Here is a 22,530-nt window from a genome sequence, read left to right on the forward strand (position 1 = left end):
GCACTCAAATCCACGCTGGAAAAACAGGCCGCTTAGCGCCAGAAATCAAACTCAGGACTCTCCCTCAGACCGGAGGAGAAAAGGGTCTCAGGTCACCGATCTTGCATCCTGAGCCAACGCCGGTCGCAAATCGGCGGTCGCGCCGCGGAGACTCATCGGCTACGGCATTGCCTCTGCAGGACAGCAACGGCCGTGACGGATCGTCACCGATCATGCGGGCGGAACGCGGGTTTCCCATCGTATCGTTCCTGAGCGTATTTCCTTGAACCCCGCCGCCCTAACGACAGAAATCGGCGCAGCCGGCTTCCCAGAACGGGGCATCGGTGCGTGGAGCCGGGATGGACGGCCGCGGCTTGCCGCCGGGCAGGTCGGGCGGCGTCGGCACGACGAAGTCCCACCAGCCATGGGCGCATTGCGAGCGAAACGCCATCTGATCGGCGATGGAGGTACCTTCCTGCGCCAGTGCGGCCTCGAGCCCCTGGGCCGTGGCGGCGACGCGCGCATCATGGGCGTCGCTAGGATCGTTGGCGTAGTCGTGGAAGGCCTCGGTGAAGGCCTCCATCTCGCGGGCGATATGGGGCCAGTCGCCGCGGCCGAGATTCCAGGCATCCATCCATTCGCGCACGACCGTCTCGACGGCCTCCGCCTTCGGCCGGTCCTTGACCTTGCGGGTCGTGGTCAGCATGTGGCGCATCAGCTCGGCGCGGGCATGCAGGCGGCGGGCCTCGAACGCGGCCTCGCGCATGCGGGCGATCGCACTGGCGGCTTCCTGCTGCAGCGTCTCGACGAAATGGGGCATGACGATCTCCGTCGATCTCAGGGCAGCGTCGCGAAGCGGGCGATCATGCGCTCGAACAGCTCATGAGCCTGCACCGTCGCGACGACATGGGCGTTGGGCTGCCGCTTCAGCCGGCCGTTCCAGTCGATGGTGGTGCGGCCGCGCAGCGGGCCGGCGCCGGTCTCGACCTCGACGAAGCAGTCGCGCCCCGCAAACAGCTCGGGCCAGAGCAGGAAGGCGATGACGCACGGGTCGTGCATCGGGTGGCCGGCCGTGCCGAGCCCACCGGGGCGTGGGCGAGTCAGCATGCCGTGGACCGCCCGGCCGGTAGCCGTGCCGAGCGCCCCGATCCGCGCCACCTGTTCATGGCTGGCGATGGCCTGCAGCGTCACGCCGAGCCCGAACATCACGACCGGACGGCCCGAATCGAAGACGATGGCGGCGGCGTGCGGATCGACATGCACATTGAACTCGGCCGCCGGCGTCATGTTGCCGAGGCCGATCGCGCCGCCCATCAGCACGATTCGCTTTACTTTGGGCAGGATGTCGGGCGCCAGCCTGAACGCCAGAGCCAGATTGGTCAGCGGCCCGAGCGGGCAGAGCGTGATGCCGTCATCGGGTGCGGCGCGGCAGATGGCGATGATCGCCTCCACCGCATGACCGGCCGCCGGCTCGCTGCGAGGCGGCGGCAGCTCGGCGCCAGCGAGGCCATCCGGCCCGCAGACGAATTCGGCCGTCTCAAGCGGGAAGAGCAGCGGCCCCTCGGCACCGGCATGGACGGGCACGCCAGCCGCCTCGGCCCCGGCGAGATCGCGGATGCGCAGCGCGTTGGCGGTGGTCTGCGCCACCGGGACATTGCCGGCGACCGTGGTAATGGCGCGCAGATCGAGCCGGTCCGCGCTCGCGAAGGCGAGCAGCAGTGCGACGGCGTCGTCCTGCCCTGGATCGGTGTCGATGATGATGGCTTCGCGCATCGTCACGCCGCCTTGGCGTTGCCCGCCATGATCATATGCGCGATGTCGTCGGCCGTGAGGTCGCCCACCGGCCGGTCCACATATTTGCGGCCCGCGCCCATGATCACGACACGGTCGGCGAGCGCGACCACATCGCGCATGTTGTGGCTGATCAGGATGACGGTGCGCCGGTCGGCCTTGAGCTTGCGGATCAGGTCGAGCACCAGCGCGCTTTCCTTGACGCCGAGCGCCGCCGTCGGCTCGTCCATGATGATGATCTCGGCATTCCAGCGCAGGGCGCGCGAGATTGCCACCGCCTGGCGCTGGCCGCCCGAGAGCCGCTCGACCGGGCGCGTCATGTCGGTGACGGCGGCCGAAAGCTGCGAGAGGTAGCGCTGCGACTCGGAGATCATCCGCTTCTTGTCGAGGATGCGCAGGAAGGGCAGCAGGACCGGCCTCGTCAGCTCCGAGCCCATGAACACGTTCTGGGCGATGGAGAGCCGGGGGGCCAGCGCGAGGTCCTGGTAGATCGTGGCGACGCCCTGCTCCAGCGCATCATGCGGCGATGCGAAGGAGACCGGCTTGCCACGCATGCTCATCGCGCCCGCCGTCGGCTCCTCGGCGCCCGAGATCACCTTGATCAGGCTCGACTTGCCGGCGCCGTTGTCCCCGCAGATCGCGACGACCTCGCCCGGGAAGATGTCGAGATCGACCTCGCGCACGGCGACGACGGGGCCGTAAGCCTTGCCGATCCCGCGCAGGGAGAGGAGGGGGGTGGGGTCGCTCATGATCTGTCCGTCCGGCTACGGGGCCACGCGGCGTCAGTCTCGGGCGGAGCGAAGCTCCGACCCGAGAACCTCAGGCCGGGAAGGCGCTGTTTTCCGAGATGCTCGGGTCTTCGCCCGAGCATGACGCGGCTGGCTTCACTTCAGGAACTGCTGGACATTCGTTTTGTCGACCAGCACCGCGTCCGTGAACAGATACGGCCCGCTGGTGATGCTCTCCTTCGGCTTCTTGTCGACGACGATGGCCTGGATCGCGTCGACCGCCTGCTTGCCCATCTCCTCGAAGGGAATGGCGACGGTCGCCATGAAGGTCGAGGCCGGGTCGGCGATGCGGGCATAGGTCTCCTTGCCGCCATCGACCGAGACGAGCGGGATCTGCCCCTTCTTCACACCCTGGGCCTGCAGCAGGTCGTCGATGATGTAGGCCTGGCCGTCGAAGGAGGCCCAGATGCCGTTGATCTTGCCCTGGTTCTGCAGCAGTAGCGCCTGCATGCCGGCGCGGACGTCGTCGCGCCAGCTCTGGGTGCGCGCCATCGAGAACTTGCCGACATCCTTCACGGCCTGGTTCTCGGACAGCACGATGTCGAGCACCTTGCCCCGGATGCGCGAAGCGACGTTGAGGTCGAAACGGGCGGTGAGGATGTTGCCCTGATAGCCGAGCTGGCCGAGCAGATAGAGCGCGGCATCGGCGCTGATCTTGTACTCGTTGCTCTGGATGTCGAACAGCGCATGGGGGCTGGCGCCCGACTGGACGGTGATCACCGGGATCTTCGCATCCTTGGCGGCCTTGAACTGGGCGTCGGCCTCGACCGGCTTGCCCATGGCGATGATGATGGCATCGACCTTCTTGGCGATCAGCGCGTCGAACTGCTCGGCATGCTTGGGCAGCGCGCCCTCGGAGTTCAGCAGCGTCACGCCCCAGCCCTTGGCCTTGGCGGCGGCCGCGGCCGCATTGGCGACGCGCGCATGCGTCTCCGAGGAGAACTGGAAGCCGATGATGCCGACCTCGAAGGCCTGCGCCGAATGGCCGAGCCCGAGCAGCGCCGCGCCCACGACCAGCATTTTCCTGAACCCGAACATGATGATGTCTCCCCTCTTATTGTGATGGTCAGCGAAACCGTCAGACCTTGAACGCCGCCTTTTTCATCGCGCTGGCCGAGAATGCGACCGAGCCGATGATGATGACGCCGAGCACGATGTCCTGGATGTAATAGGGCGCGCCGAGCAGGACCAAGCCGTTGCCCAGCACCTTCAGCACCAGCGCGGCGAAGACCGTGCCGGGAATATTGGGCTTGCCCGGTTCGAACATGGTCATGCCGAGCAGAACGGCGGCGATCGCGTAGAGCAGGTAGTCGCCGGCCATGTTCGGTGCGGCCGAGGACAGGTTGGCCGCGAGCAGCGCCGCCATCAGACCCGCGAAGACACCGGACAGGAGCAGGCCGATGCGCTTCATGCGGGCAGTCGCGATGCCGGCGAGCCGCGCGGCCTCGTCAGCCTCTCCGGTCGCGACCATATGCGCGCCGGTGCGCGTCCATTTCACCAGCCCCCAGGCGAAGAGGGTGGCCGCCGTCATCCAGAGCACGAGATTGGGGATGCCGAAGGTGTAGCCGCGCGCCAGCCCGGTGAAGCCGACCGGCCAGCGCCCGACGAAAGCGACGCCCTGCGTGATCATGAAGGCGAGGCCCTTGGCGATGGCGGCGGTCCCCAGCGTCATGATCAGCGAGGGGATGCGCAGCACGGTGACGCCGTAGCCGTTCAGCCCGCCTAGCACGACGCCGACGCCGAGCGCCGCCGCAACCGCGACCGCCGGCGGATATTGCGCATGCACCATCCAGCCGCAGACCACCGCCGCCAGGCTCGCCATCTCCGCGATCGAGAGGTCGAGTTCCGCGACGGTGAAGGCGAGGGCAAAGCCGAGCGCGAGGATGGCGAGGAAGCTCGTATCCTTCAGCACGTTGACGATGTTGGTCGTGCTGGCGAAATTCGGCGCGAAGATCAGAAAGAACAGGATCAGCGCGAGCCCGGCCAAGGCCGTGCCGTAATGGCCGATCAGGCTGCGCGCATCGATTCGGCTCATGCCCGTCAGGCTCCCTTCGCGATGGTCGAGATCGGCGACAGGATCTCGATGCCGCCCGTGATCGGGATCAGCGCGCCGGTGACGAAGGCCGCGCCGGCTGAGAGCAGGAAGGCGATCACGGCAGCGACATCCTCCGGTTGGCCCAAACGCCCCAGCGGCGTGCGCACCGCGGCGCCCTCGACCAGCGCATTGAACTGCGCGGCGAAGCCACGACGCACCATTGGCGTATCGATGATGCCGGGCGCAACCGCATTCACGCGAATCCCATGCGGTCCGAGCTGCTGGGCCATGCCATAGGTGAGGGTCGCGACGCCGCCCTTGGCCGAGCCATAGGCGAGGTTGGCGCCGCCATTGGCATGGGCGATCGAGGAAATGTGGACGATCGCGCCGCCTTCGCCCTGAGCGATCATCCGGCGTGCGGCCGCCTTGGAGATGCGGAAGACGGCGGAGAGGTTGATGTCGACGAGCTTGTCCCACTCCTCATCGTCCATCTCCACCAGCGGCACGGGCCTGGAGGCGCCGGCCCCGGTGACGAGGTTGTCAAGGCGTCCGAAGCGCCCGGCCGCGAGGTCAATGCAGGCCTGGGCGAGATCGCGGTCGCGCACGTCGCCTGCGATCGTTTCGACCTCGCCGCCGCAGGACCGGACCTCCTCGGCAACGGCATCGAGCCCCTCCTGATCGAGACCCGAGAGCGCGAGACGGTGCCCCTGCCGCGCCAGCATGACGGCGAGAACCCCGCCGATACCACCCGAAGCGCCGGTGACGAGCGTGACGGGGCCGGCCATCAGGCCGCCTGCCTATGTTCATAGGCGCGCACCAGCGCCTGGGCGCGGCGCGGCTCGACCGGATTCAGCGTTTGGCGGTCGTATTTGATCGAGGTGCCGACGATGAAGATCTCGGCGGCCTCGGCGAGGCGCGCGATGTTCTCCTCCGAGACGCCGGTGCCGACCGCGACAGGTGTATCGGGCACCTGCCTGGCGACGCGCTCGATGACCGAGATATCGGCCTCCTTGCCGGCGGCCGGGCCGCCGACGCAGACGACATCCGCGAGGCCGATGAAGACCGCGCCCGAGGCCTGCTGCTCGACGGAGCGGGTATCGAGATTGATCGAGAAGCCGGGGGTGACGTTGCAGATGATGCGGATGTGCTCGGCGCCGAGATTGGCGCGCAGGCGCAGCGCGCGGGCGCCGTCCGGCGTCATCATGCCGATGTCGCCGGTCAGCGCGCCGGTCAGGAAGGCGCGCACGAAGCGCCCGCCGGTGGCATGGGCGACCGCGATCGAGGCCGGCGGGTCGATCAGCATGTTGACGCCGTGCGGCAGCGTGGTCTGCGCCTGGCATTCGGCGATCACCTCGGTCATCGCGGCGACAACCTCGATCGGCATGTTCGCCTCGTAGGGCATGTCCGATTCATTGGTGTAGAGCAGGGCGTGGAAGCCGGCCTCCTCGAGGATCTTCGACTCCTCCTTCGCCTGCTTCACGATCTTCCGCATGCCGCCGCTGCGGTCGTAGAGCGGAGTCCCCGGCAGGGCGAGGGTGTGGACGCAGCCGACCAGGAGATGGTCGCGGCCAAAATCGGTCTGGACGAGGGTCTTCATGCAGGTCGGTCCTTCGAGACGGGTGACATCGGGGCGCGGACACCCGGCAGGGCTCCGGCGCCGCGCGACAGGGCGGCAAGATCGGCCGAGATCGGCGCCAGCGCGGCCTCGCTGCGCCGATACAGCGCGAAGAGCGCTGCGTAGGCCGCCTTCCGGGACGGGTCCGGCGCGAAGCGCGCCGCGGGCCTGACCAGCGCGTCCTGCGCCTGGGCAAGCGAGGCGAAGCGGCCAAGTCCCGTCCAGGCCACGATGGCCGCTCCGAGAAGGCCCGGCTCCTTCGAGGCGCCGACCACGACGGGGCGCCCGCAGATATCCGCCTTGATCTGGCTCCAGACGGGATTGGCGGCCGCGCCGCCGCCGAACCGGATCTCACCGACGGGTACGCCCAGCGCCGCTTCCGCCCGATCGAGCACGATACGGTTGAGGAAGCCGACCCCTTCCAGCACGGCGAAGGCGACGTCCGTCGCGCCGTGCTGCCGGTTCAGACCGACCAGCGCGCCACGCAGCGATGGGTTCCAGTAGGGCACGCGCTCGCCCTGCAGATAGGGCAGGAACAGCAGAGGCTGCGGATGTCGCCGGCCGGCCAGAAGCGCGCCGATCTCGCGGCCGATCGCGCCGGCCTCTCCGCTGTTGCGTCCCAACAGCGAGAGCAGCCAGGAGACGGTGTCCGCGCCGTTCTGGCTGGGGCCGCCGATCTGCCAGAGCCCACGCCAATCGACCGTCAGCAACCCTTCGGCTTCGACAGGCTCGGGCCCGACGGCGCCCAGGACTTCGGTGGTGCCCGAGATGTTGTAGGCATAGCCCTCGCGCAGCGCTCCGAGGCCCGCGACCGCGACCCAGGTGTCGCTCGAGGAGCAGAACACGGGCACGCCGGCCAGCCGGTCGAGCGGTGCGGGCAAACCCCGGAGAACCGGGCCGACCGCGTCGGTCGGCTCGATCACGGCCGGCAGGATCGAAGGAGCGAGGCCGAGCGCAGCGAAGGGATCGATGCCGGCGGCCGGCTCGCGCGAGGCCATCAGCCGGGCCATCGAGACCGGATCGCCGGCCTGCCGGCCGGTCAGCCGGGCGTTGAGATAGTCCTTCGGCTCCAGCACGCAGGCGAGGGCACGGAAACAGGCTTCCTCCTCCTCGCGCAGCCAGGCAAGGCGCGCCAGCGGGTGGAAGGCATTGATCCGGCCGGTTTCGGGATGGGCGTCGGACAATTGTTCGCGCAGCCTTGCGGCAGCGGCCTCAGCGCGGCTGTCCTTCCAGGTCATGGCGGGTCGGAGCTGGTTCCCGTCGCGCCCGATGAAGACCTGCGTGCGGGTCACGCCGCAGATCGCAATGGCCTCGACAGCGCCGAACAGGTCGGGCTCGGCCTGCGCCAGACGACCTGCTGCGGCGACCAGGATGCGCCACCATTCGGTCGCGTCGATCTCCGACCAGCCCAGGCGGTCGGCCGCCATCGGCCCCAGGATCACCGTTTCGGCGCGCGTCGCGCCCTGCGCGTCGATCAGCGCCGCACGGAAACTGGTGCCGCCGAGGTCGCAGGCCAGGACGACGCTCACGACAAGGCTCCCGTGTTCTGTCCAGCCGATCCATCGGCCGCGGAGCTGTCGACAGAGCGGTGGAAGGTGAAGCGGTAGATGTCGCCACGGATCAGGTTGTCGCTGACCTCGATCACCGCGCCGGCGAGATCGCGGGCGATGCGCCGGGAGCGGAAGACGGCGGTGCCGGCTGCGATCTTCAGATGGTCGGCGGCGTCGGCGTCGATGGCGAGGGGCTCCAGCGTCTCCTCGACGGTCGCGACATGGATCGACCGGGATGCGGCGAGGTAGCGGTAGAGCGAGGTGTCCACGAGGTCCCGGGCCGAGACCTCGCCGAGAACCGAGGCGCCCAGGCGCGAGCGCTGCAGCACCGCCGGCTCGTCATCCAGGCAGCGGAGGCGCACGAGATCGACGATTCCCCGAGACGCGATGGCTTTGCCGAAGAGCGCGGCCTCGTCGGGCGTTGCCGTGCGGGCCGACAGCGACACCACCCGCGTCGTGGGCAGCCGGCCGGCCATCCGGGCCTCGCTGTGAAAATCGACGAGGCTGCCGAGATGCTTGGCGATATGCCGCGGCCGGTAGAAGGTGCCTTGGCCCTGCCGGCGTTCGATCAGGCCCTGGTCCTGCAACTGCTTCAGCGCGGCGCGGATCGTCGTGCGGCTCGCGCCATAGCGCTCGCAGAGCTCGTGTTCGGACGGAATCGCACGGGAAACGCCGCCTGCGGCCGCAAGGCCCAGTTCGAGGCTATGAGCGATTTCCTGGTAGCGAACCACGCGGCACCCTCGTCGAGAAGGGCGATGAAAGATACAAATTCAATACAAGTCAAGCCGCGGTTGGCCGGCAACCTCTGCTCGGTCGGCGGCCTTCCGATGCGTCCACATCTCAGCTGCCGGGTTTCGCGCTCATCTCGCCACGCCGCCTGCGATCGCAAGGTTCGCTTGCCGCCAGAGGTCGCTGATTAGGCCGAGCCTGGAGGAGGCGCTTGTCAGGACTGCGGTGTCTTGAGCTCGCTGAAGAAGCCCCGGTAGCTCGCTTCGAGGATTTTGGCGCCGCCGAGCTGCTTCAGCTTTTCGGCGACCGCTAGCCCCAGCTCCTTCGCCCGGCCCGCCGGCTCTTCCTGCGCCGCGACGACACGATCGGTGCCGTCGAGCGAGGTCACCTGGGCCTGCAGGCTCAGGCGGTCGCCCTGCCATTCGCAGAAGGCTCCCACCGGCAGGCTGCAGCCGGCCCCCAGTGCATGAAGCATCTCGCGCTCGGCATCGACCTCCGCCCGGGAGGTCGGGCATTCGATCGCGCGCAGGATCTCGCGAAGCTTGGTGTCTTCGGCGCGCGCCTCGATGCCCAGCGCGCCCTGTCCGACCGCGTAGGGAAAACGGCGCGGATCAAGGAAGTCCGATGTCCGCTCGCCGAGGCCCAGGCGCTCCAGGCCCGCATGAGCGAGAATGACGGCGTCGAGGCCGTCCTCGCCTTCGATCCGGGCCAGCCGCGGGCCGACATTGCCGCGGATCGGGACGACGCTGACGTCGGGACGCAGGCTCTGGATCTGGGCGCGGCGGCGCAACGACCCGGTTCCCACCTTCGCGCCCTGCGGCAGCGCGTCCAGCGTCGAACCACAGAGCACATCGCGCGGATCCTCGCGCCTGGGCACCGCGGCCAGCACGAGCCCGTCCCGCAGCAGGGTCGGCAGGTCCTTGAGGGAATGCACGACGAGATCGACCTCGCTGCGCAGCAGCTGCTCCTCATGCTCCGAGGTGAAGACGCCGATCATCTTGAACTGATGGAATTCCGAGACCCTGTCCCGGTCGGCGACGCTCGCCAGCGGGCGCAGCTCGAACTCGATCTCCGGGAACTTCTCCCGGATCGCGCCAATGACGAAGTTCGTCTGCGTCATGGCAAGAGGGCTGCGGCGTGTCCCGACACGAAGAAGCATGATTTTTTCGGCCTTTGGGCGCCGCATCCGCGCGGCGTTGCTGCCGTGTAGCAGCTACGCCATGGGCAAGAAAGTGCGGCGCTTTGCCTTTGCGGTGGCTGTGCGCCGCCGCCGGCCCTTTTACCGGTCGAGCGGGAAGATCGGCCGCCGGGCGCGCCGGTAAGGCAACTTGGAGAGGTCCGGCGTGCAGAGCGCCCCGCTGTCGCAGACGATGACCTTGCCGGCGATGGGCTCGAAGGCGGCGCGGAAATGCTGCATCGACTTCAGTCCGACGACACGCTTTTTGGCCGGGTCGATGCCGAAGGCACGGAACTGCTGGAGGTCGTTCATCTGCGCGCGGATGGTGGTGACGAGAATCTCGATCCCGCCGACGCGCAGCACGGCGCAGGGTCCCCAGCTCGACCGCAGCCCGCCCATCATCGGGCCGTCGCCGACATAGTCGCCGTCGCTGACGCTCACCAGCGTCCCGGTGAGCAAAAGCGGCCCGCCGCCGATCTGCGGATTGACCTTCCCGCCGAGCCTGACGGAGACCGTGGAGCCGGGCTGTGTCCTGCGCAGATCGGCGGCGACCTCGGGATCGACCATCGGGCCGAAGCAGGCGTCGTCGAGATCGGCCGCGATCATGGCCGCGAGCAGGCCGGTGGCGTCGCCATAGCCGCCACCGCCGGGGTTGTCGGCATAGTCGGCGATGATGAGCGGGCCGGAGGTCGCGACATAGGATGCCGCCTCGGCCACGGCCTGCTCCACGGAGAGGAAGTCCGTCACGGTGTCGAAGCGGCGGACCCACATATCCTCGGCCATTTCTTCGGCGAAGGCGCGGTGGCGCTCGATTTCGCCCTCGCAGGTGACCAGCACCGTCGGGCCCACCTCCGCGATGTCGGCATTGCCGAAGCCGCCATTGACGCTGACCGCGAAGACGCCCGGCTCCTGCTCATAGGCCTTGGCCCTGGCAATGCGCTCGACCATCGGGCCGATATCGGTCCGCCCGCCATTGACCTCCTCGAGCATCGGCCTGTCGGCGCGCAGCGTCACCGGGCTGATCTCGCCGGCCATGGTCCGCTGCAGGATGCCGGCCGCAAGGCGCCCGGTCTCGCGGATGTCGACATGCGGATAGGTCTTGTAGGAGACGACGATCTGGGCGAGCTCCGTCATCCTGCGGGTGACGTTGGCGTGGGGGTCGAGCGTCACGCCGATCGGGATCGCCGGGCCGAGGACCGCGCGCAACCGCGCCAGAAGCTCGCCTTCGCCGTCCTCGCAGAACTCGGTGACCATGGCGCCGTGCAGGCCGAGCAGGACGCCGTCGATCTGCCCCGCATGGGCCTTGGCCGCCGCGACGATGACGCCGGCGATGCGGTCGAAGGCATCGCGCGTCACCGGGCCGGAGGGCTGTGCGGCGGCGCTGATCGCGTGGATGATCCGCCAGCCGGCGGGACGGCCGATGTCGAGAAAGCCGGCGAGCGGCGTGTTCGCCGCGCCGCGCGCCGCGATCGCCGCTTCCCCTTCGCTGACGCCGCGATCCTCGAAGGCGGCATAATCGGCCGGGCAACGGCTGAAGGTGTTGCTCTCATGCGAGAACTCGGCGGTGAGCACGGTGAAGGTCATGGCATGGTCCCGGATGCGTCGGACGGCCTCAGCCGTCGCGAAGGGGGCGGCGGATATCGAGCGCCTCGATCAAGGCGTCGCCGAAGAGGTTGATGGCGATGACGGTCGTCGCGATGACGAGGCCGGGGAAGATGATGATCCAGGGGGCGATGAAGATCTGGGCCGTGCCCGAGCTCATCATTGCTCCCCAGCTCGGGACGGGCGGCTGCGCGCCGAGCCCGAAGAAGCCGAGTGTCGCCTCCAGCACGATGGCGTCCCCGGTTGCCAGCATGCCGGCGACGATGACCGGCGTCATCGCATTGGGCAGGAGGTGCAGGAACAGCACCCGCATCGGCCTCGCGCCGGCTGTCACGGCGGCATCGACGAAGAGCTCGCCCTTCAGCGCCATCACCTGAGCCCGCGTCAGGCGGGTGAACTGGGCGAGATAGGCGATGGCGATGGCGATGGCTGTCGAGTGCAGGCCGGGGCCGAGGATAGCGATCAGCAGCAGCGCCAGCAGGATTTCCGGAAACGACCAGGTCAGGTCGACGACCATCGTGACGATGCGGTCGAAGATGCCGCCGAAATAGCCGGCGGCCGCGCCCAGAGCCGCCCCCGCCAGCACCGACAGCGCAATCGACAGCACGCTGACGCTCAGCGATGTCCTGGCCCCCTGGATGATGCGCGAGAGCAGGTCGCGTCCGAACTCGTCGGTGCCGAGCCAATGGGCGGCCGAGGGCGGCGTGTTGGCGATGGAAAGCTTTTGCGCGGCGTAGTCATAGGGCGCGATCCAGGGGGCGAAGACCGCACAGAGGACAAGCGCGGCGAGGAACAGCGCGCAGAGCAGGCCGCGCGGCGAGCGGGCGATGCGGCCGATCAGAGAGGTCCGGTTCATCGGCCCCCCATTGCTTCGCGCAGCCGCGGATCGAGCGCCGCTTGTGCCAGATCGCCGAGCAGCGTGCCGAGCATCACCGCGATCGCCAGCATCAGGAGGCAGCCCTGCACCAGCGGATAGTCGCGCTGGCCGAGCGCGGTGATCAGCAGGGAGCCCAGGCCCGGACGGGCGAAGACATATTCGACCGTGACGGCGCCGCCGAGGATCCAGCCGATGCGCAGACCCAGGATGGTCATGACCGGCAGCATTGCCTGCTGCAGCACGTGACGAAGCTGGATGCGCCAGAACGGCAGGCCCTTGGCCTGCAGCACGCGCACGAAGTCGCGCCCCGCGATCTCGACCATGGCGGCGCGGGTGACGCGGGCGATCAGCGCCGTGCCGCCGGTGCCGATGGTGAGCGCCGGCAGCACCAGCGCATCCCAGCTTCTCGCCCCCGAGACCGGAAACCATTCGAACTGGACGGCGAATATCAGGATCATCAGCAGCGCCAGCCAGAAGCTCGGCAGCGTCGAGCCGAGCAGGATGAAGCCCATCACCGCCCGGTCGAACAGGCTGTCGCGGAAGGAGGCGGCGAGCACGCCGGTCGTGATCCCCACCAGCGTCGAGAAGGCGAGGGCGGTCAGGCCCAGCGCCAGGCTGTGGGGCAGGTTCTCGGCGATGAGGTGCGCCACAGGCTGGCGCATCACGATGGCCTCACCGAGATCGCCGGTCAGGATCTTGCCGAGCCAGCGCCCGTACTGCACCAGCAGCGGCTGGTCGAGGCCGTAGCGGGCGATCATCTGCGCCCGCTGCTCCGGCGTAGAGCCGACCTGGATCAGATGCTCCAGCGGGTCACCGGGCACGAGGTGGATGACCATGAAGATCACCAGCGAGACGGCGAGGAACACCGGCAAGAGCATGGCGAGCCGCCGGATCGCGAAGCGCAGCACAGGGTCCTCCCGCCTCCCGTCGCCTCCGCCTCAGTTGGCCGGGGCGATGTCGATGAGCGACTGGCTGGAGAAGCCGACGCCGCGGATCGTCTCCGGCATCGTCACGCGCTTGCCGTAGGCGAGGCTCTGCACCGGCTGGTAGATCGGCGCGAAGGCGTACCGCGACAGCACGTATTCATGGTATTTGGTGAAGTTCGCGACGCGCTCGTCCCAAGTCTTGGACTGGTTCATCGCCACGTCGTTGAGCCGCTCGGCTTCCGGATCGTTCAGCATCGACACGTTGGGATAGCCCAGCCGCTTGGCGCTGAAGAACCAGTCGATGATGTCGGCATTGGACCACTGATAGGAGCGCACGGCGAGCTGGTGCTCGGTCTTCTTGCGATATTGCGCGTTGATCGAGCCGGAATCGACGATGCTGATTTCGGCCTGCATGCCGACCGCCTTGAGCTGCGCCTGCACGATCTCGGCGAGGCGCTTGAACTCGGTGCCGTTCTGGGCCCAGAGCTTGACCTCCAGCCGCTTGCCGTCCTTGACGCGGATGCCGTCCGGCCCCGGCTTCCAGCCGGCCGCCTCGAACGCCTTTCTCGAGCGCTCGGGATCGTAGGAAATCTTGTATTTGGGGTCGACCTGCGCCTCCTTCAGCGTGGAGATCAGGAAGGTGTCCGCCACCGCGCCATTGCCGCCATAGAGGCTGGTCAGCACGTCCTTCTGGTTGACGGCGAAGACGGCTCCCTCGCGAACCTTGATATCGGTGAAGGGCTCGACGCTGGTGTTGACCGGCATGTAGACCACCTCGTTGCCGGGGATGGTCACGAGCTTCACCGCCTTGTCGGCCTGGATGCGCGGCAGGAAGTCGGTCGGGACGTTCACCAGCACGTCGGCGCCGCCGGTCTTGAGCTCGAGATAGGCCGTCGATTCCTCGCCGATCTCGCGGAAGGTCAGCTTCTTGAACTTGGCCGGCCCCTGGTTCTTCGACAGGTCTGAGGCCGATTTGTAATCGTCGTTGCGCACGAGGACGGTCTGCTGGCCGACCGTGAAAGACTGCATCTTGTAGGGCCCGGTGCCGACCGCCTCGGTCACGCCGAACTTGTCGCCCAGCGCTTCGTAGGATTTCGGCTCCGGAATGCACATGAAGGAGCTGGCGAGGTTGAACAGCAGGTTCGGGTCCGGCCGCTTCATCCGGAAGCGCACCGTCAGATCGTCGACGACCTCGACCTTGTCGATCGCCTCGACGGTGAAGGCGTTCTCCGTCCCCTTGAACTGGGGCACCCACCATTCGATCGTCTTGGCGTTGAAGGGCTCGCCATTGTGGAACTTGACGCCGGGCTTGAGCTTGAAGGTCCAGAGCATGCCGTCCGGGCTCGATTCCCAGGAACTGGCGAGTTGGCCATGGAAGCTCTGGTCGGCATCCTGCACGACGAGCCGATCATAGATCAGCGTCGTCGCCGTATTGAGCTTGGTCGCCTTGATCGGGTTGTAGGTCGGTGCGCCGACGAGGCGCGCGGTCATCACGAACGTCGCCTCCTGCGCAAGGGCCGTAGTCGTGGCGAGCGCCGTCAGGCCCAGCGCCAGGAGGCTCCCCTTCATCATCGTCTTCATCTCTTATCCCCTCTTGTTCGAGATGCTGCGAAAGCTGCGGCAGGTCAGGTGAGCGGCCCGGAGCCGTCGCCGACATGTCCCGTGAAGCGGCCATAGAGCGTCGCCATGCGGTCGAGGCGCCGCTCGACCTGCGGCCCCATCTCGACGAACACCGCATTGACCAGCAGCGTGCTGAGGCTCGCCATATGGGCGGTCGAATCCCAGAACTGGTTGAAGTCGGTCGAGACCACGAGCATCTCGTCCACCAGCCCCCGGCCCCAGTCGCAGAAGGAGTCGGTGACCAGCGTGGTCGGGATGCCGGCCTGCTTGGCCTGCTCGGCCAGGACCTTGGCCATGCGCGAATAGCGCCGCGCCTCGAAGATCACGAGGCAGCGGCCCTCCTCCTCGGAGAGCAGGACTTCGGAGAAGTTTCCCGCGGCGAGATCGACGAGGTGCACGCCATCGCGCAGATACTGGAGCTGGTTGGCGAGATACTGCGCCAGGCCGCGCTCGGTCTGGAAGCCGGTGACATAGACGCGCGGGGTCTGCGCCAGTCGGCGGGCGACGCGCTTCCATTCCTCGCTCTGCGCCAGTTCATAGAGCCGCACCAGCCCCGCGATCTCGAGCTGGAGGCTGCGCGCGATCTGGTCGTCGCCGGCGAGGCTGCGCTGCTGGAAGTCGCGCAGTCGGTCGCTGATCAGCCAGGGCCGGTCGCCGATCTCCTCGGCGAGGCTGGCCTTGAGGTCCTTCAGGCTCCGGTAGCCGAGCGTGCGGCAGAAGCGTCCGACGGTGGGCTCGCTGACTGCGACCTTCTCGGCCAGGCTCGCGGCGGTCTCGAAAGGCAGGCTCGCCATCTGCGCCAGCATGTAGCTCGCCAGCGCCTTGTCGGCCTTCGAGCCGGTGGCGAGGCAGGCCTGCAATCTCTGGCGTAGCGTCTGCGGCATCGGGCCTCCAACTGGCTCAATCAAGAAATCTTTCTGTCATTGAGTCAACGCATTTTTATTTTCTTGCAAAAAAGGCGGGTTACTGTTGGGTTGACCGGATCGCCTCCGGCCAAGGGACAGGCTTGCCTCGACGATGACGACAGCAGAACGAGCCGACGTGATGGTGCTGGGCGCCGGCATCATCGGCGTCAGCATCGCCCTTCATCTGCAGGAGCGCGGGCGCACGGTCATCCTCGTCGAGCGGGGCGAGCCGGGCGGCGAGACCAGCCACGGTAATGCCGGGCTGATCGAGCGCTCTTCGGTCGTGCCCTACGCCTTCCCGCGCGATCTGACGACGCTGGCCGCATTCGCCTCCAACCGTTCGATCGCCGTCCGCTACAGCCCTGCGACCTTGCTGCGCATGGCGCCCTGGCTTGCACGCTATTGGTGGAACTCGGCACCGGCGCGGCTCGGCAGCCTCGGCCGGTCGATCCTGCCGCTGATCGAGCGCAGCATCGCCGAGCACCAGCGCTGGACGCGCGACGCCGGTACGCAGGATCTGTTGCGCGAGGGCGGGTGGATCGACCTCTACCGCCGCAAGGCTGGGCTGGAGCAGGCGCTGCGCTCCGCCAAGGCGCTGGCCTGCCACGGGCTCGCCTATGACGTGCTCGGGCCGGGCGAGCTGGCGGCCCGCGAGCCGGGGCTCATGCAAGGCGCGGCGGAGGGCGCGATCCACTGGCGCGATCCGGTCACGGTCAGCGACCCCGGCGGGGTGACGCGTGCCTATGCGGCGCTGTTCGTCGCGCGAGGTGGCAGGCTCGCCCGGGGGGACGCGCTTTCGGCGCGGCAAGGCGATAAGGGCTGGCAGATCGAGGCGGACGGGCGCGACTGGCGCGCGGGCGACGCCGTGCTCGCCCTCGGGCCCTGGTCGAAGGAGTTCTACGAGCGTCTGGGCTATCGGTTTCCGCTCGGCTTCAAGCGCGGCTACCACATGCATTACGAGGTCGCGCCGGAGAGCGCGCCGCGCCACCCCATCTGCGATGCGCAGGCCGGTTTCGTGCTGACGCAGATGCAGCGCGGGGTGCGCCTGACGACGGGCATCGAGCTCGCCGACCGCGATGCGCGCTCCGACCCCTGGCAACTCGACCGGGCCGAGCAGGTCGCACGGCGCCTCATCCCGCTCGGGCGGCGCCTCGATGCCGAGCCCTGGCGCGGCGCTCGGCCCTGCCTGCCCGACATGCTCCCCGTGATCGGCCGGGCGCCGCGGCACCCGAACCTCTGGTTCGCCTTCGGCCATGCCCATCACGGTTTCACGCTGGGTCCCGCGACCGGGCGGCTGCTCGCCGAGGCCATGACCGGCGAGCCGACCTTCTGCGACATGACGCCTTTCGAGGCGGCCCGTTTTTCGCCGGGCCATCGCGCCTGATGACCGGGCTTACCGCCCTCCAGGCCAAAGCGCAGCGCTTCCGATAATCTCGCCCATCCGATGGCTGGCGCTCACGAGAGACGCCGTCTAAGAGCTGTCGCTATAAGAAGATTGGGAGGATCGTCATGAAGAGTTACGCAGTGTTGCTCGGCGTCGCTTTCGCGCTGTCGGCAGGTGCCCCGGCGCAGGCCGCCGATACCATCAAGCTCGGCATGGTGGCGGAACTGTCCGGTGCCGGCGCGCCGGCCGGAACCAACTGGCGCGACGGCGCCAAGCTCGCCGTTTCCGAGATCAACGCCGCCGGCGGCATCCTCGGCAAGAAGGTCGAGATGCCGGAGTTCGACACGCAGACCGATCCGCAGGTGTCCCGCGCGCTGGTGCAGAAGGCGATCGACGACGGCGTCGTCGCGATCATCGGCACGGTCTATTCGGGCTCGACCATGGTCAACATGCTGGTCGCCAAGCAGAACAGCATCCCGCAATTCGTCGGCTCCGAAGCGCCTGCCATCGTCGAGAAGGGCAATCCCTTCGTCTACCGCACCTCTTCGGGCGCGCAGAAGGGCGTGCCGGCGCTGACGCCCTATTTCAAGGATACGCTGAAGGCCAAGAAGGTCGGCGTGGCCTGGGTCAACAACGAGTTCGGCAAGGGCGGACGCACCGTCTTCCTCGCCGAGATGAAGAAGGCCGGCATCGAGGTGGTCGCCGACGTCGCCTCCGAGCAGGCGCAGACGGACTATGCCGCCGACATCGCCAAGCTGAAGAGCGCCGGCCCGGACGCCGTCTTCGTCTACATGAACCAGGAGGAATCCGCCCGCTTCCTGATCGAGGCCAGGAAGCAGGCGCTGCCGATGCCGCTCGTCGGCGAGGTGACGCTGACGGAGGCCAAGGTCATCGAGCTCGCCGGCCCGGCCGCGGAGGGCGCCATCGCCCATGTCGGCGTCACCGCCACGGCCACCGAGGTCCCCGGCATCGCGGCCTTCTCCAAGGCCTTCGAGGAGAGCTTCAAGCGCAAGCCGACCCATGATGCGATCAAGGGCTATGTCGGCGTCTGGGCGACGAAATACGTCACCGAGAAGGTCGGCAAGGTGGATGGCGAAGCCTTCGCCAAGGCGATGAGCGGGCTGTGCCTCAAGGTCGCCGACCATCCGAAGATGCTGCTCGACACCTGCTGGGACAATCGCGGGGAAATGTCCCGCCCCAGCTTCATGGTGCAGGTGAAGAACGGCGCGCCCGTCGTGATCGGCACCGTGCCGGCGAACTGAGGGCCTTCCTCTCCGGCCGCGGCAGCCGAAGCCGCGGCCTTTCGGGCGAGAAGACGCGATGTCCCAATTCCTGCAGGTCCTGCTCTCCGGCCTCGCGACCGGCGCCGTCTACGCGCTCGTCGCGATCGGCTTCACGCTCGTCTGGCAGGCCGCCCAGACGGTGAATTTCGCGCAGGGCGAGTTCGTCATGCTGCCCGCCTTCTTCGTGCTGGTCGGCATGAACTGGCTCGGCCTGTCCTTCTGGATCTCGCTTCTGTTCGGGCTTGCGGTGTCGGTGCTGCTGCTCGGCCTCGTCTTCAAGAAGCTGGTCGTCGAGCCGATCCTGCCTCATGGCGGCATCACGCTGATCATCGCGACGATGGCGCTCGGCATCCTGCTGAAGGAGAGCGCCAAGGAATTCTACGGCGCCGAGGCGCAGCCCTTCCCGGCGCTGTTTCCCGGCGATCCCATCAACATCCTCGGCGCCGCCGTCTCCCTGCGCGACCTGATGAATCTCGCGATCTCGCTGGGTGTCGTGATGCTGCTGACGCTCTTCCTCAACCGTACGCGCACCGGCCGCTGCATGCAGGCCACGGCGCAAAACCCGGGCGTCGCAGAAATCCTCGGCGTCGATGTCAAGCGGATGGTGCTCTACACCTTCCTGATCAACGCCGCGCTCGCCGCGCTGGCCTCATTCCTGATCACGCCGGTCTATCTCGCCAAGTTCTCCAACGGAGAGACGCTGGGGCTGATCGCCTTCATCGCGGCCATCGTCGGCGGCTTCAACCAGATTCGCGGCGCGCTCGTCGGCGGCCTGCTGATCGGCGTGCTCGACAATCTGACGGCGACCTATGTCACCGCGCAGTACCGTGCAGCCCTGCCGCTGATCCTGCTCATTGCGATCATCCTGCTGCGTCCGCAAGGCATCATGGGCACCTCCGAGGGGAGGACCGTCTGATGCGCGTTCCCTGGCGGCTGCTCGCGGTCCTGCTGCTGCTGGCTGCGGCGATCCTGATCCCGCTCGGCCAGAAGAACTATCTGATCTATGTGCTGACCTCCTGGCTGATCTTCTCGATCGCGGCGATGGGCCTGAACCTGACGCTCGGCTATGCCGGGCAGATCTCGCTGGCGCAGGCCTCCTTCATGGCGATCGGCGCCTATACGACGGCGCTGATGACCCTGGCCGGCTGGCACTGGCTGGTGGCGCTGCCGATCGGGCTCGTGCTGTGCTTCGTCGTGGGGCTCGTGCTCGGCTACCCTGCGCTGCGGGTGAAGGGCCATTTCCTCGCCTTCGTGACGCTGGCCTTCAACACGCTGGTCTTCCTCCTGCTGCGCAACGAGGAGTGGCTGACGGGCGGGACCTATGGCCTCTCCGGCATGCCGAGGCCGGATCTTGGCCTGTTCTCCACCGACAAGCAGCTCTCGTTCTATTACTTCACGCTCGGCGTCGCGGTCATCGCGGCCCTGGCCATGTGGGGCATCGTGCGCTCGCCCTGGGGGCGGGCCTTCAAGGCCTTGCGCGAGAACCCGGTGCGGGCGGAAAGCCTGGGCGTCGATACGCGGCGGGTGACGCTGCTCGCCTTCGCGATCGGCTCGGCCTATGGCGGGCTTGCGGGCGCGCTGGTCACGCCGCTCGTGCAGTTCATCGAGCCCGGCTCGTTCGGCCTCGCCCATTCGCTGCGCGTCCTGCTGATGGTCGTGGTCGGCGGCGCGGGCTCTTTCTTCGGGCCCTTTATCGGCGCGGCCGTGGTGATCCTGCTGCCCGAGGTGCTGCGCTTCACCGAGGGCTACTACCTCATCATCTATTCGGGCCTCGTCATCGTCATGCTGGTCTTCGTGCCCTCGGGCCTGATCGGCATCTGGGGCCGGCTGCGCGACAGGTTCCGGCCGCAGCGCCAGATGCGCGGCGACATGCCGGAGGGGGCGCGCCTGCCATGACCGGCCCGGTCCTCTCCGTCCGCAACATCGAGAAGAGCTTCGGCGGCATCCGCGCCGTGCGCGGCGTCTCCTTCGACGTGCGCAAGGGCGAGGTGCTGGGGCTGATCGGCCCCAACGGCTCGGGCAAGTCGACCCTGTTCAACTGCATCCTTGGGCAATTGCTGCCGGATGCCGGCGAAGTCTCGGTGAATGGCCGGCCGGTCTCGGGCCTGCGGGCTTCTCACCTCAACCGCCTCGGTGTCGGCCGCACCTTCCAGCAATTGTCGGTGTTTCCGAAGATGACGGTGCTCGACAACATCATCCTGGCCGGGCAGGAGCACCATGGCACGATGCTCTCGCGCCTGTTCGGGGCCCCGGATGCCGGGTTGACGCAGGAAGCGGAGCGCATGATCGCGTTCTTCCGCCTCAATCACCTGCGCGACGAGCTCGCCGGCTCGCTCTCCTACGGGCAGCAGAAGCTGGTCGATGCGGCGATGGCCTTCATGGCGGGCCCGAGCCTCGTGCTGCTCGACGAGCCGGCGGGCGGCGTCAACCTGACGATGCTGTCGCATTTCAAGGACCGGCTCGCCGCCTACAACGCCGAGCACGGGACGACCTTCGTGGTAATCGAGCACAACATGGAATTCGTGATGAGCCTGTGCACGCGCATCATCGTGCTCGCGGAAGGCGCGATCATCGCCGAGGGCACGCCCGAGGAGATCCGGTCGAACCCGACCGTCATCGACGCCTATCTCGGGGGCTGAGCCATGCTCGAACTCCGCGATGTCCATGGCGGCTACGGCAAGATCACCATCCTGAACGGGGTCTCCTTCGCCATTCCGAAGGCCTCGATCACCACCGTGATCGGCCCGAACGGCGCCGGCAAATCGACCGTGTTCAAGGCGATCTTCGGCCTTCTCGCCATCCAGTCCGGGCAGATCCTGCTGGAGGGGCAGGATGTCACGCGCCAGACGCCGCGCCAGATGATCGCCCGCGGGGTCACCTACGTGCCGCAGGGCCGCAACGTCGTCCCGCAGCTCTCGGTTTACCACAATCTGGAGCTGGGCGGCATCACGGCGCCCGATCAGGGCAAGGTCAAGGCCCGGATCGAGCAGGTGATGGACCAGTTCCCGATGCTGCGCGAATTCAAGGATCGCAAGGCGGTCGAATTGTCCGGCGGGCAGCAGAAGCAGCTCGAAGTCGCGCGCGCCCTGCTGCTCGACCCCAAGCTCATCCTGATCGACGAGCCCTCTATCGGCCTCTCGCCCAATCTCGTTCAGGAGGTGTTCCGCACCCTGACGCGCCTGCGCGACCAGGGCGTCTCGGTGCTGATGGTCGAGCAGAACGCCAAGGCCGCCCTCGCCATGTCCGATTACGGGCTCGTGCTCGAGCTCGGTCAGACGCGCCTGCACGACAGGGCCGACAAGCTGCTTGCCGACCCACGCGTGGGGCAGCTTTTCCTCGGCGGCCATGTCGCCGCCGCCGACGCGGCTGAAGGCGTCTAGTCCATCACCTCGGTGCCTGCGGCTGCCCGCCCGCCCGCTGTCGCGTGCAGCCGAGGCAGGCGAGGCGTCACCGCGGCAAGGTCCCGATGGCGAAGGGGCGAAATCACCAGGGTTGCAGAGCGGGGGTGGGCCGGGGGCGGGCTCCAGGCATCCGGCGGATCCAAAAAACCCGGCTTCCTTTGCGGCAGGCGTGTCGCCGGTCATCAGACCATCTCCGCGGAGCGAGCCGCTGGCACGAAATGGCAAGTCCCGGCGAAGGCTGGAGGCTAATCGCAAGGCGGGCCCTACCGCTTCTCAAGAGGATGCCGTTTCATGAAAATCTCGACCACCGGATGGAGCGCCGCTGCGCTGATCTGCGCCATCATGTTCGCCTCTGGTGCCTCGGCGCAGGTGCGTTACGACATGAGCAAGGCCACCTGCTCGGACTACGAGGCTATGGCGCCGGGGGCCAAGCGCGACTTTGCTGCCTGGATGAGCGGCTGGTTCAACGGCAAGGCCGGGCGGACCGAGATCAATCTTCAGGTCTACCATGCGAATATCACCACGATGCAGCAATGGTGCGCGTCCAACCGCTCCGCTCCCGTGATGTCGCTGATCGAAGCGGCGTCCCGCAATGCCAAGCCGAGCCAGGGCGGCCCGGCCTCGATCGACGTTGCGGCGATTTCCTGCGGGGACTTCCTCGGCACCGATCCCGAAGCCCAGCTGATCGTCACGGCCTGGACGGCGGGCTATGCCGCCGCGAACAGGAATGCCGCTGTGATCGACGCGAAGGGCTTCGCCAAGCAGGAAAAGGCCGTCCACACAGCCTGTGCCAAGAACAAGAAGCAGTTGCTGCTGACGGCCGTCGGCAAGAACTGGAAGTAGCAGCCCCGTTCCAGGGCGCGTGCCG

At 67.7% G+C, this 22,530-nt stretch carries 22 protein-coding genes; 7 read left to right on the top strand and 15 right to left on the bottom strand.

All coding sequences use genetic code 11. The annotated features are described in order from the left end of the window. Positions 1 to 277 precede the first annotated feature (277 nt). The 15 genes from BW981_RS15500 to BW981_RS15570 form a co-directional block, all read right to left on the bottom strand. Complete coding sequence (locus BW981_RS15500; protein WP_076440809.1) at positions 278 to 799, bottom strand: hypothetical protein; 522 nt, start codon at positions 797 to 799, stop codon at positions 278 to 280. Positions 800 to 816: 17 nt separating this feature from the next. Next, positions 817 to 1,752, bottom strand: coding sequence for a nucleoside hydrolase (locus BW981_RS15505; RefSeq protein WP_076440811.1), 936 nt, complete (start codon positions 1,750 to 1,752; stop codon positions 817 to 819). Between the two features lie 2 nt (positions 1,753 to 1,754). Continuing rightward, the gene (locus tag BW981_RS15510; RefSeq protein WP_076440813.1) at positions 1,755 to 2,519 is read right to left on the bottom strand and encodes an ATP-binding cassette domain-containing protein; all 765 of its coding nucleotides are present in this window, start codon (positions 2,517 to 2,519) and stop codon (positions 1,755 to 1,757) included. Between the two features lie 135 nt (positions 2,520 to 2,654). Next, the gene (locus BW981_RS15515; RefSeq protein ID WP_076440815.1) at positions 2,655 to 3,596 is read right to left on the bottom strand and encodes a sugar ABC transporter substrate-binding protein; all 942 of its coding nucleotides are present in this window, start codon (positions 3,594 to 3,596) and stop codon (positions 2,655 to 2,657) included. 40 nt (positions 3,597 to 3,636) lie between these two features. After that, complete coding sequence (locus tag BW981_RS15520) at positions 3,637 to 4,593, bottom strand: ABC transporter permease (protein ID WP_076440817.1); 957 nt, start codon at positions 4,591 to 4,593, stop codon at positions 3,637 to 3,639. A 5-nt stretch (positions 4,594 to 4,598) separates the two neighbouring features. Continuing rightward, positions 4,599 to 5,378, bottom strand: a complete 780-nt coding sequence (locus BW981_RS15525; RefSeq protein ID WP_076440819.1) for an SDR family NAD(P)-dependent oxidoreductase — start codon at positions 5,376 to 5,378, stop codon at positions 4,599 to 4,601. Further along, on the bottom strand, positions 5,378 to 6,190 hold the full coding sequence (locus tag BW981_RS15530) for a BtpA/SgcQ family protein (RefSeq protein WP_076440821.1): 813 nt from the start codon (positions 6,188 to 6,190) through the stop codon (positions 5,378 to 5,380). Before BW981_RS15530 ends, BW981_RS15525 begins: the two co-directional genes overlap by 1 nt. Beyond that, positions 6,187 to 7,737 (bottom strand): xylulokinase, encoded by a 1,551-nt coding sequence (locus tag BW981_RS15535; protein WP_076440823.1) that lies wholly within the window; start codon positions 7,735 to 7,737, stop codon positions 6,187 to 6,189. Before BW981_RS15535 ends, BW981_RS15530 begins: the two co-directional genes overlap by 4 nt. After that, complete coding sequence (locus BW981_RS15540; RefSeq protein WP_076440825.1) at positions 7,734 to 8,489, bottom strand: GntR family transcriptional regulator; 756 nt, start codon at positions 8,487 to 8,489, stop codon at positions 7,734 to 7,736. Before BW981_RS15540 ends, BW981_RS15535 begins: the two co-directional genes overlap by 4 nt. 212 nt (positions 8,490 to 8,701) lie before the next feature. Then, positions 8,702 to 9,673 (bottom strand): hydroxymethylbilane synthase, encoded by a 972-nt coding sequence (gene hemC, locus BW981_RS15545; protein ID WP_348521410.1) that lies wholly within the window; start codon positions 9,671 to 9,673, stop codon positions 8,702 to 8,704. A 93-nt stretch (positions 9,674 to 9,766) separates the two neighbouring features. Next, positions 9,767 to 11,248: a M81 family metallopeptidase gene (locus BW981_RS15550; protein ID WP_076440827.1), complete on the bottom strand. Its 1,482-nt coding sequence runs from the start codon at positions 11,246 to 11,248 to the stop codon at positions 9,767 to 9,769. 28 nt (positions 11,249 to 11,276) lie between these two features. Further along, positions 11,277 to 12,122: an ABC transporter permease gene (locus BW981_RS15555; RefSeq protein ID WP_076440829.1), complete on the bottom strand. Its 846-nt coding sequence runs from the start codon at positions 12,120 to 12,122 to the stop codon at positions 11,277 to 11,279. Beyond that, on the bottom strand, positions 12,119 to 13,051 hold the full coding sequence (locus BW981_RS15560) for an ABC transporter permease (protein WP_076440831.1): 933 nt from the start codon (positions 13,049 to 13,051) through the stop codon (positions 12,119 to 12,121). Before BW981_RS15560 ends, BW981_RS15555 begins: the two co-directional genes overlap by 4 nt. A gap of 30 nt (positions 13,052 to 13,081) precedes the next feature. Then, a complete protein-coding gene (locus BW981_RS15565) occupies positions 13,082 to 14,650 on the bottom strand; it encodes an ABC transporter substrate-binding protein (RefSeq protein WP_076440833.1) in 1,569 nt (522 codons plus the stop codon). Between the two features lie 44 nt (positions 14,651 to 14,694). Further along, positions 14,695 to 15,573 (bottom strand): MurR/RpiR family transcriptional regulator, encoded by an 879-nt coding sequence (locus BW981_RS15570; RefSeq protein WP_076440835.1) that lies wholly within the window; start codon positions 15,571 to 15,573, stop codon positions 14,695 to 14,697. 133 nt (positions 15,574 to 15,706) lie between these two features. On the opposite strand from BW981_RS15570, the gene BW981_RS15575 reads away from it, so the two are divergent. From BW981_RS15575 to BW981_RS15605, 7 genes are all read left to right on the top strand, one after another. Further along, a complete protein-coding gene (locus tag BW981_RS15575; RefSeq protein WP_210188676.1) occupies positions 15,707 to 16,978 on the top strand; it encodes an NAD(P)/FAD-dependent oxidoreductase in 1,272 nt (423 codons plus the stop codon). Positions 16,979 to 17,103: 125 nt separating this feature from the next. Continuing rightward, positions 17,104 to 18,240 carry an ABC transporter substrate-binding protein gene (locus BW981_RS15580; RefSeq protein ID WP_076440839.1) on the top strand — a complete coding sequence of 379 codons (1,137 nt, stop codon included), beginning with the start codon at positions 17,104 to 17,106 and terminating at the stop codon, positions 18,238 to 18,240. 58 nt (positions 18,241 to 18,298) lie between these two features. Then, entirely contained in the window at positions 18,299 to 19,177 is an 879-nt protein-coding gene (locus BW981_RS15585) for a branched-chain amino acid ABC transporter permease (protein WP_076440841.1), read from the top strand. After that, a complete protein-coding gene (locus BW981_RS15590) occupies positions 19,177 to 20,157 on the top strand; it encodes a branched-chain amino acid ABC transporter permease (protein WP_076440844.1) in 981 nt (326 codons plus the stop codon). Before BW981_RS15585 ends, BW981_RS15590 begins: the two co-directional genes overlap by 1 nt. Continuing rightward, a complete protein-coding gene (locus tag BW981_RS15595; protein WP_076440846.1) occupies positions 20,154 to 20,900 on the top strand; it encodes an ABC transporter ATP-binding protein in 747 nt (248 codons plus the stop codon). Before BW981_RS15590 ends, BW981_RS15595 begins: the two co-directional genes overlap by 4 nt. Before the next feature lie 3 nt (positions 20,901 to 20,903). Further along, entirely contained in the window at positions 20,904 to 21,641 is a 738-nt protein-coding gene (locus tag BW981_RS15600; protein ID WP_076440848.1) for an ABC transporter ATP-binding protein, read from the top strand. 312 nt (positions 21,642 to 21,953) lie between these two features. Beyond that, positions 21,954 to 22,505 (top strand): HdeA/HdeB family chaperone, encoded by a 552-nt coding sequence (locus BW981_RS15605; RefSeq protein ID WP_076440850.1) that lies wholly within the window; start codon positions 21,954 to 21,956, stop codon positions 22,503 to 22,505. Positions 22,506 to 22,530 lie beyond the last annotated feature (25 nt).

This window comes from Allobosea sp. TND4EK4, assembly GCF_900156025.1.
Classification (GTDB): Bacteria; Pseudomonadota; Alphaproteobacteria; order Rhizobiales; family Beijerinckiaceae; genus Allobosea.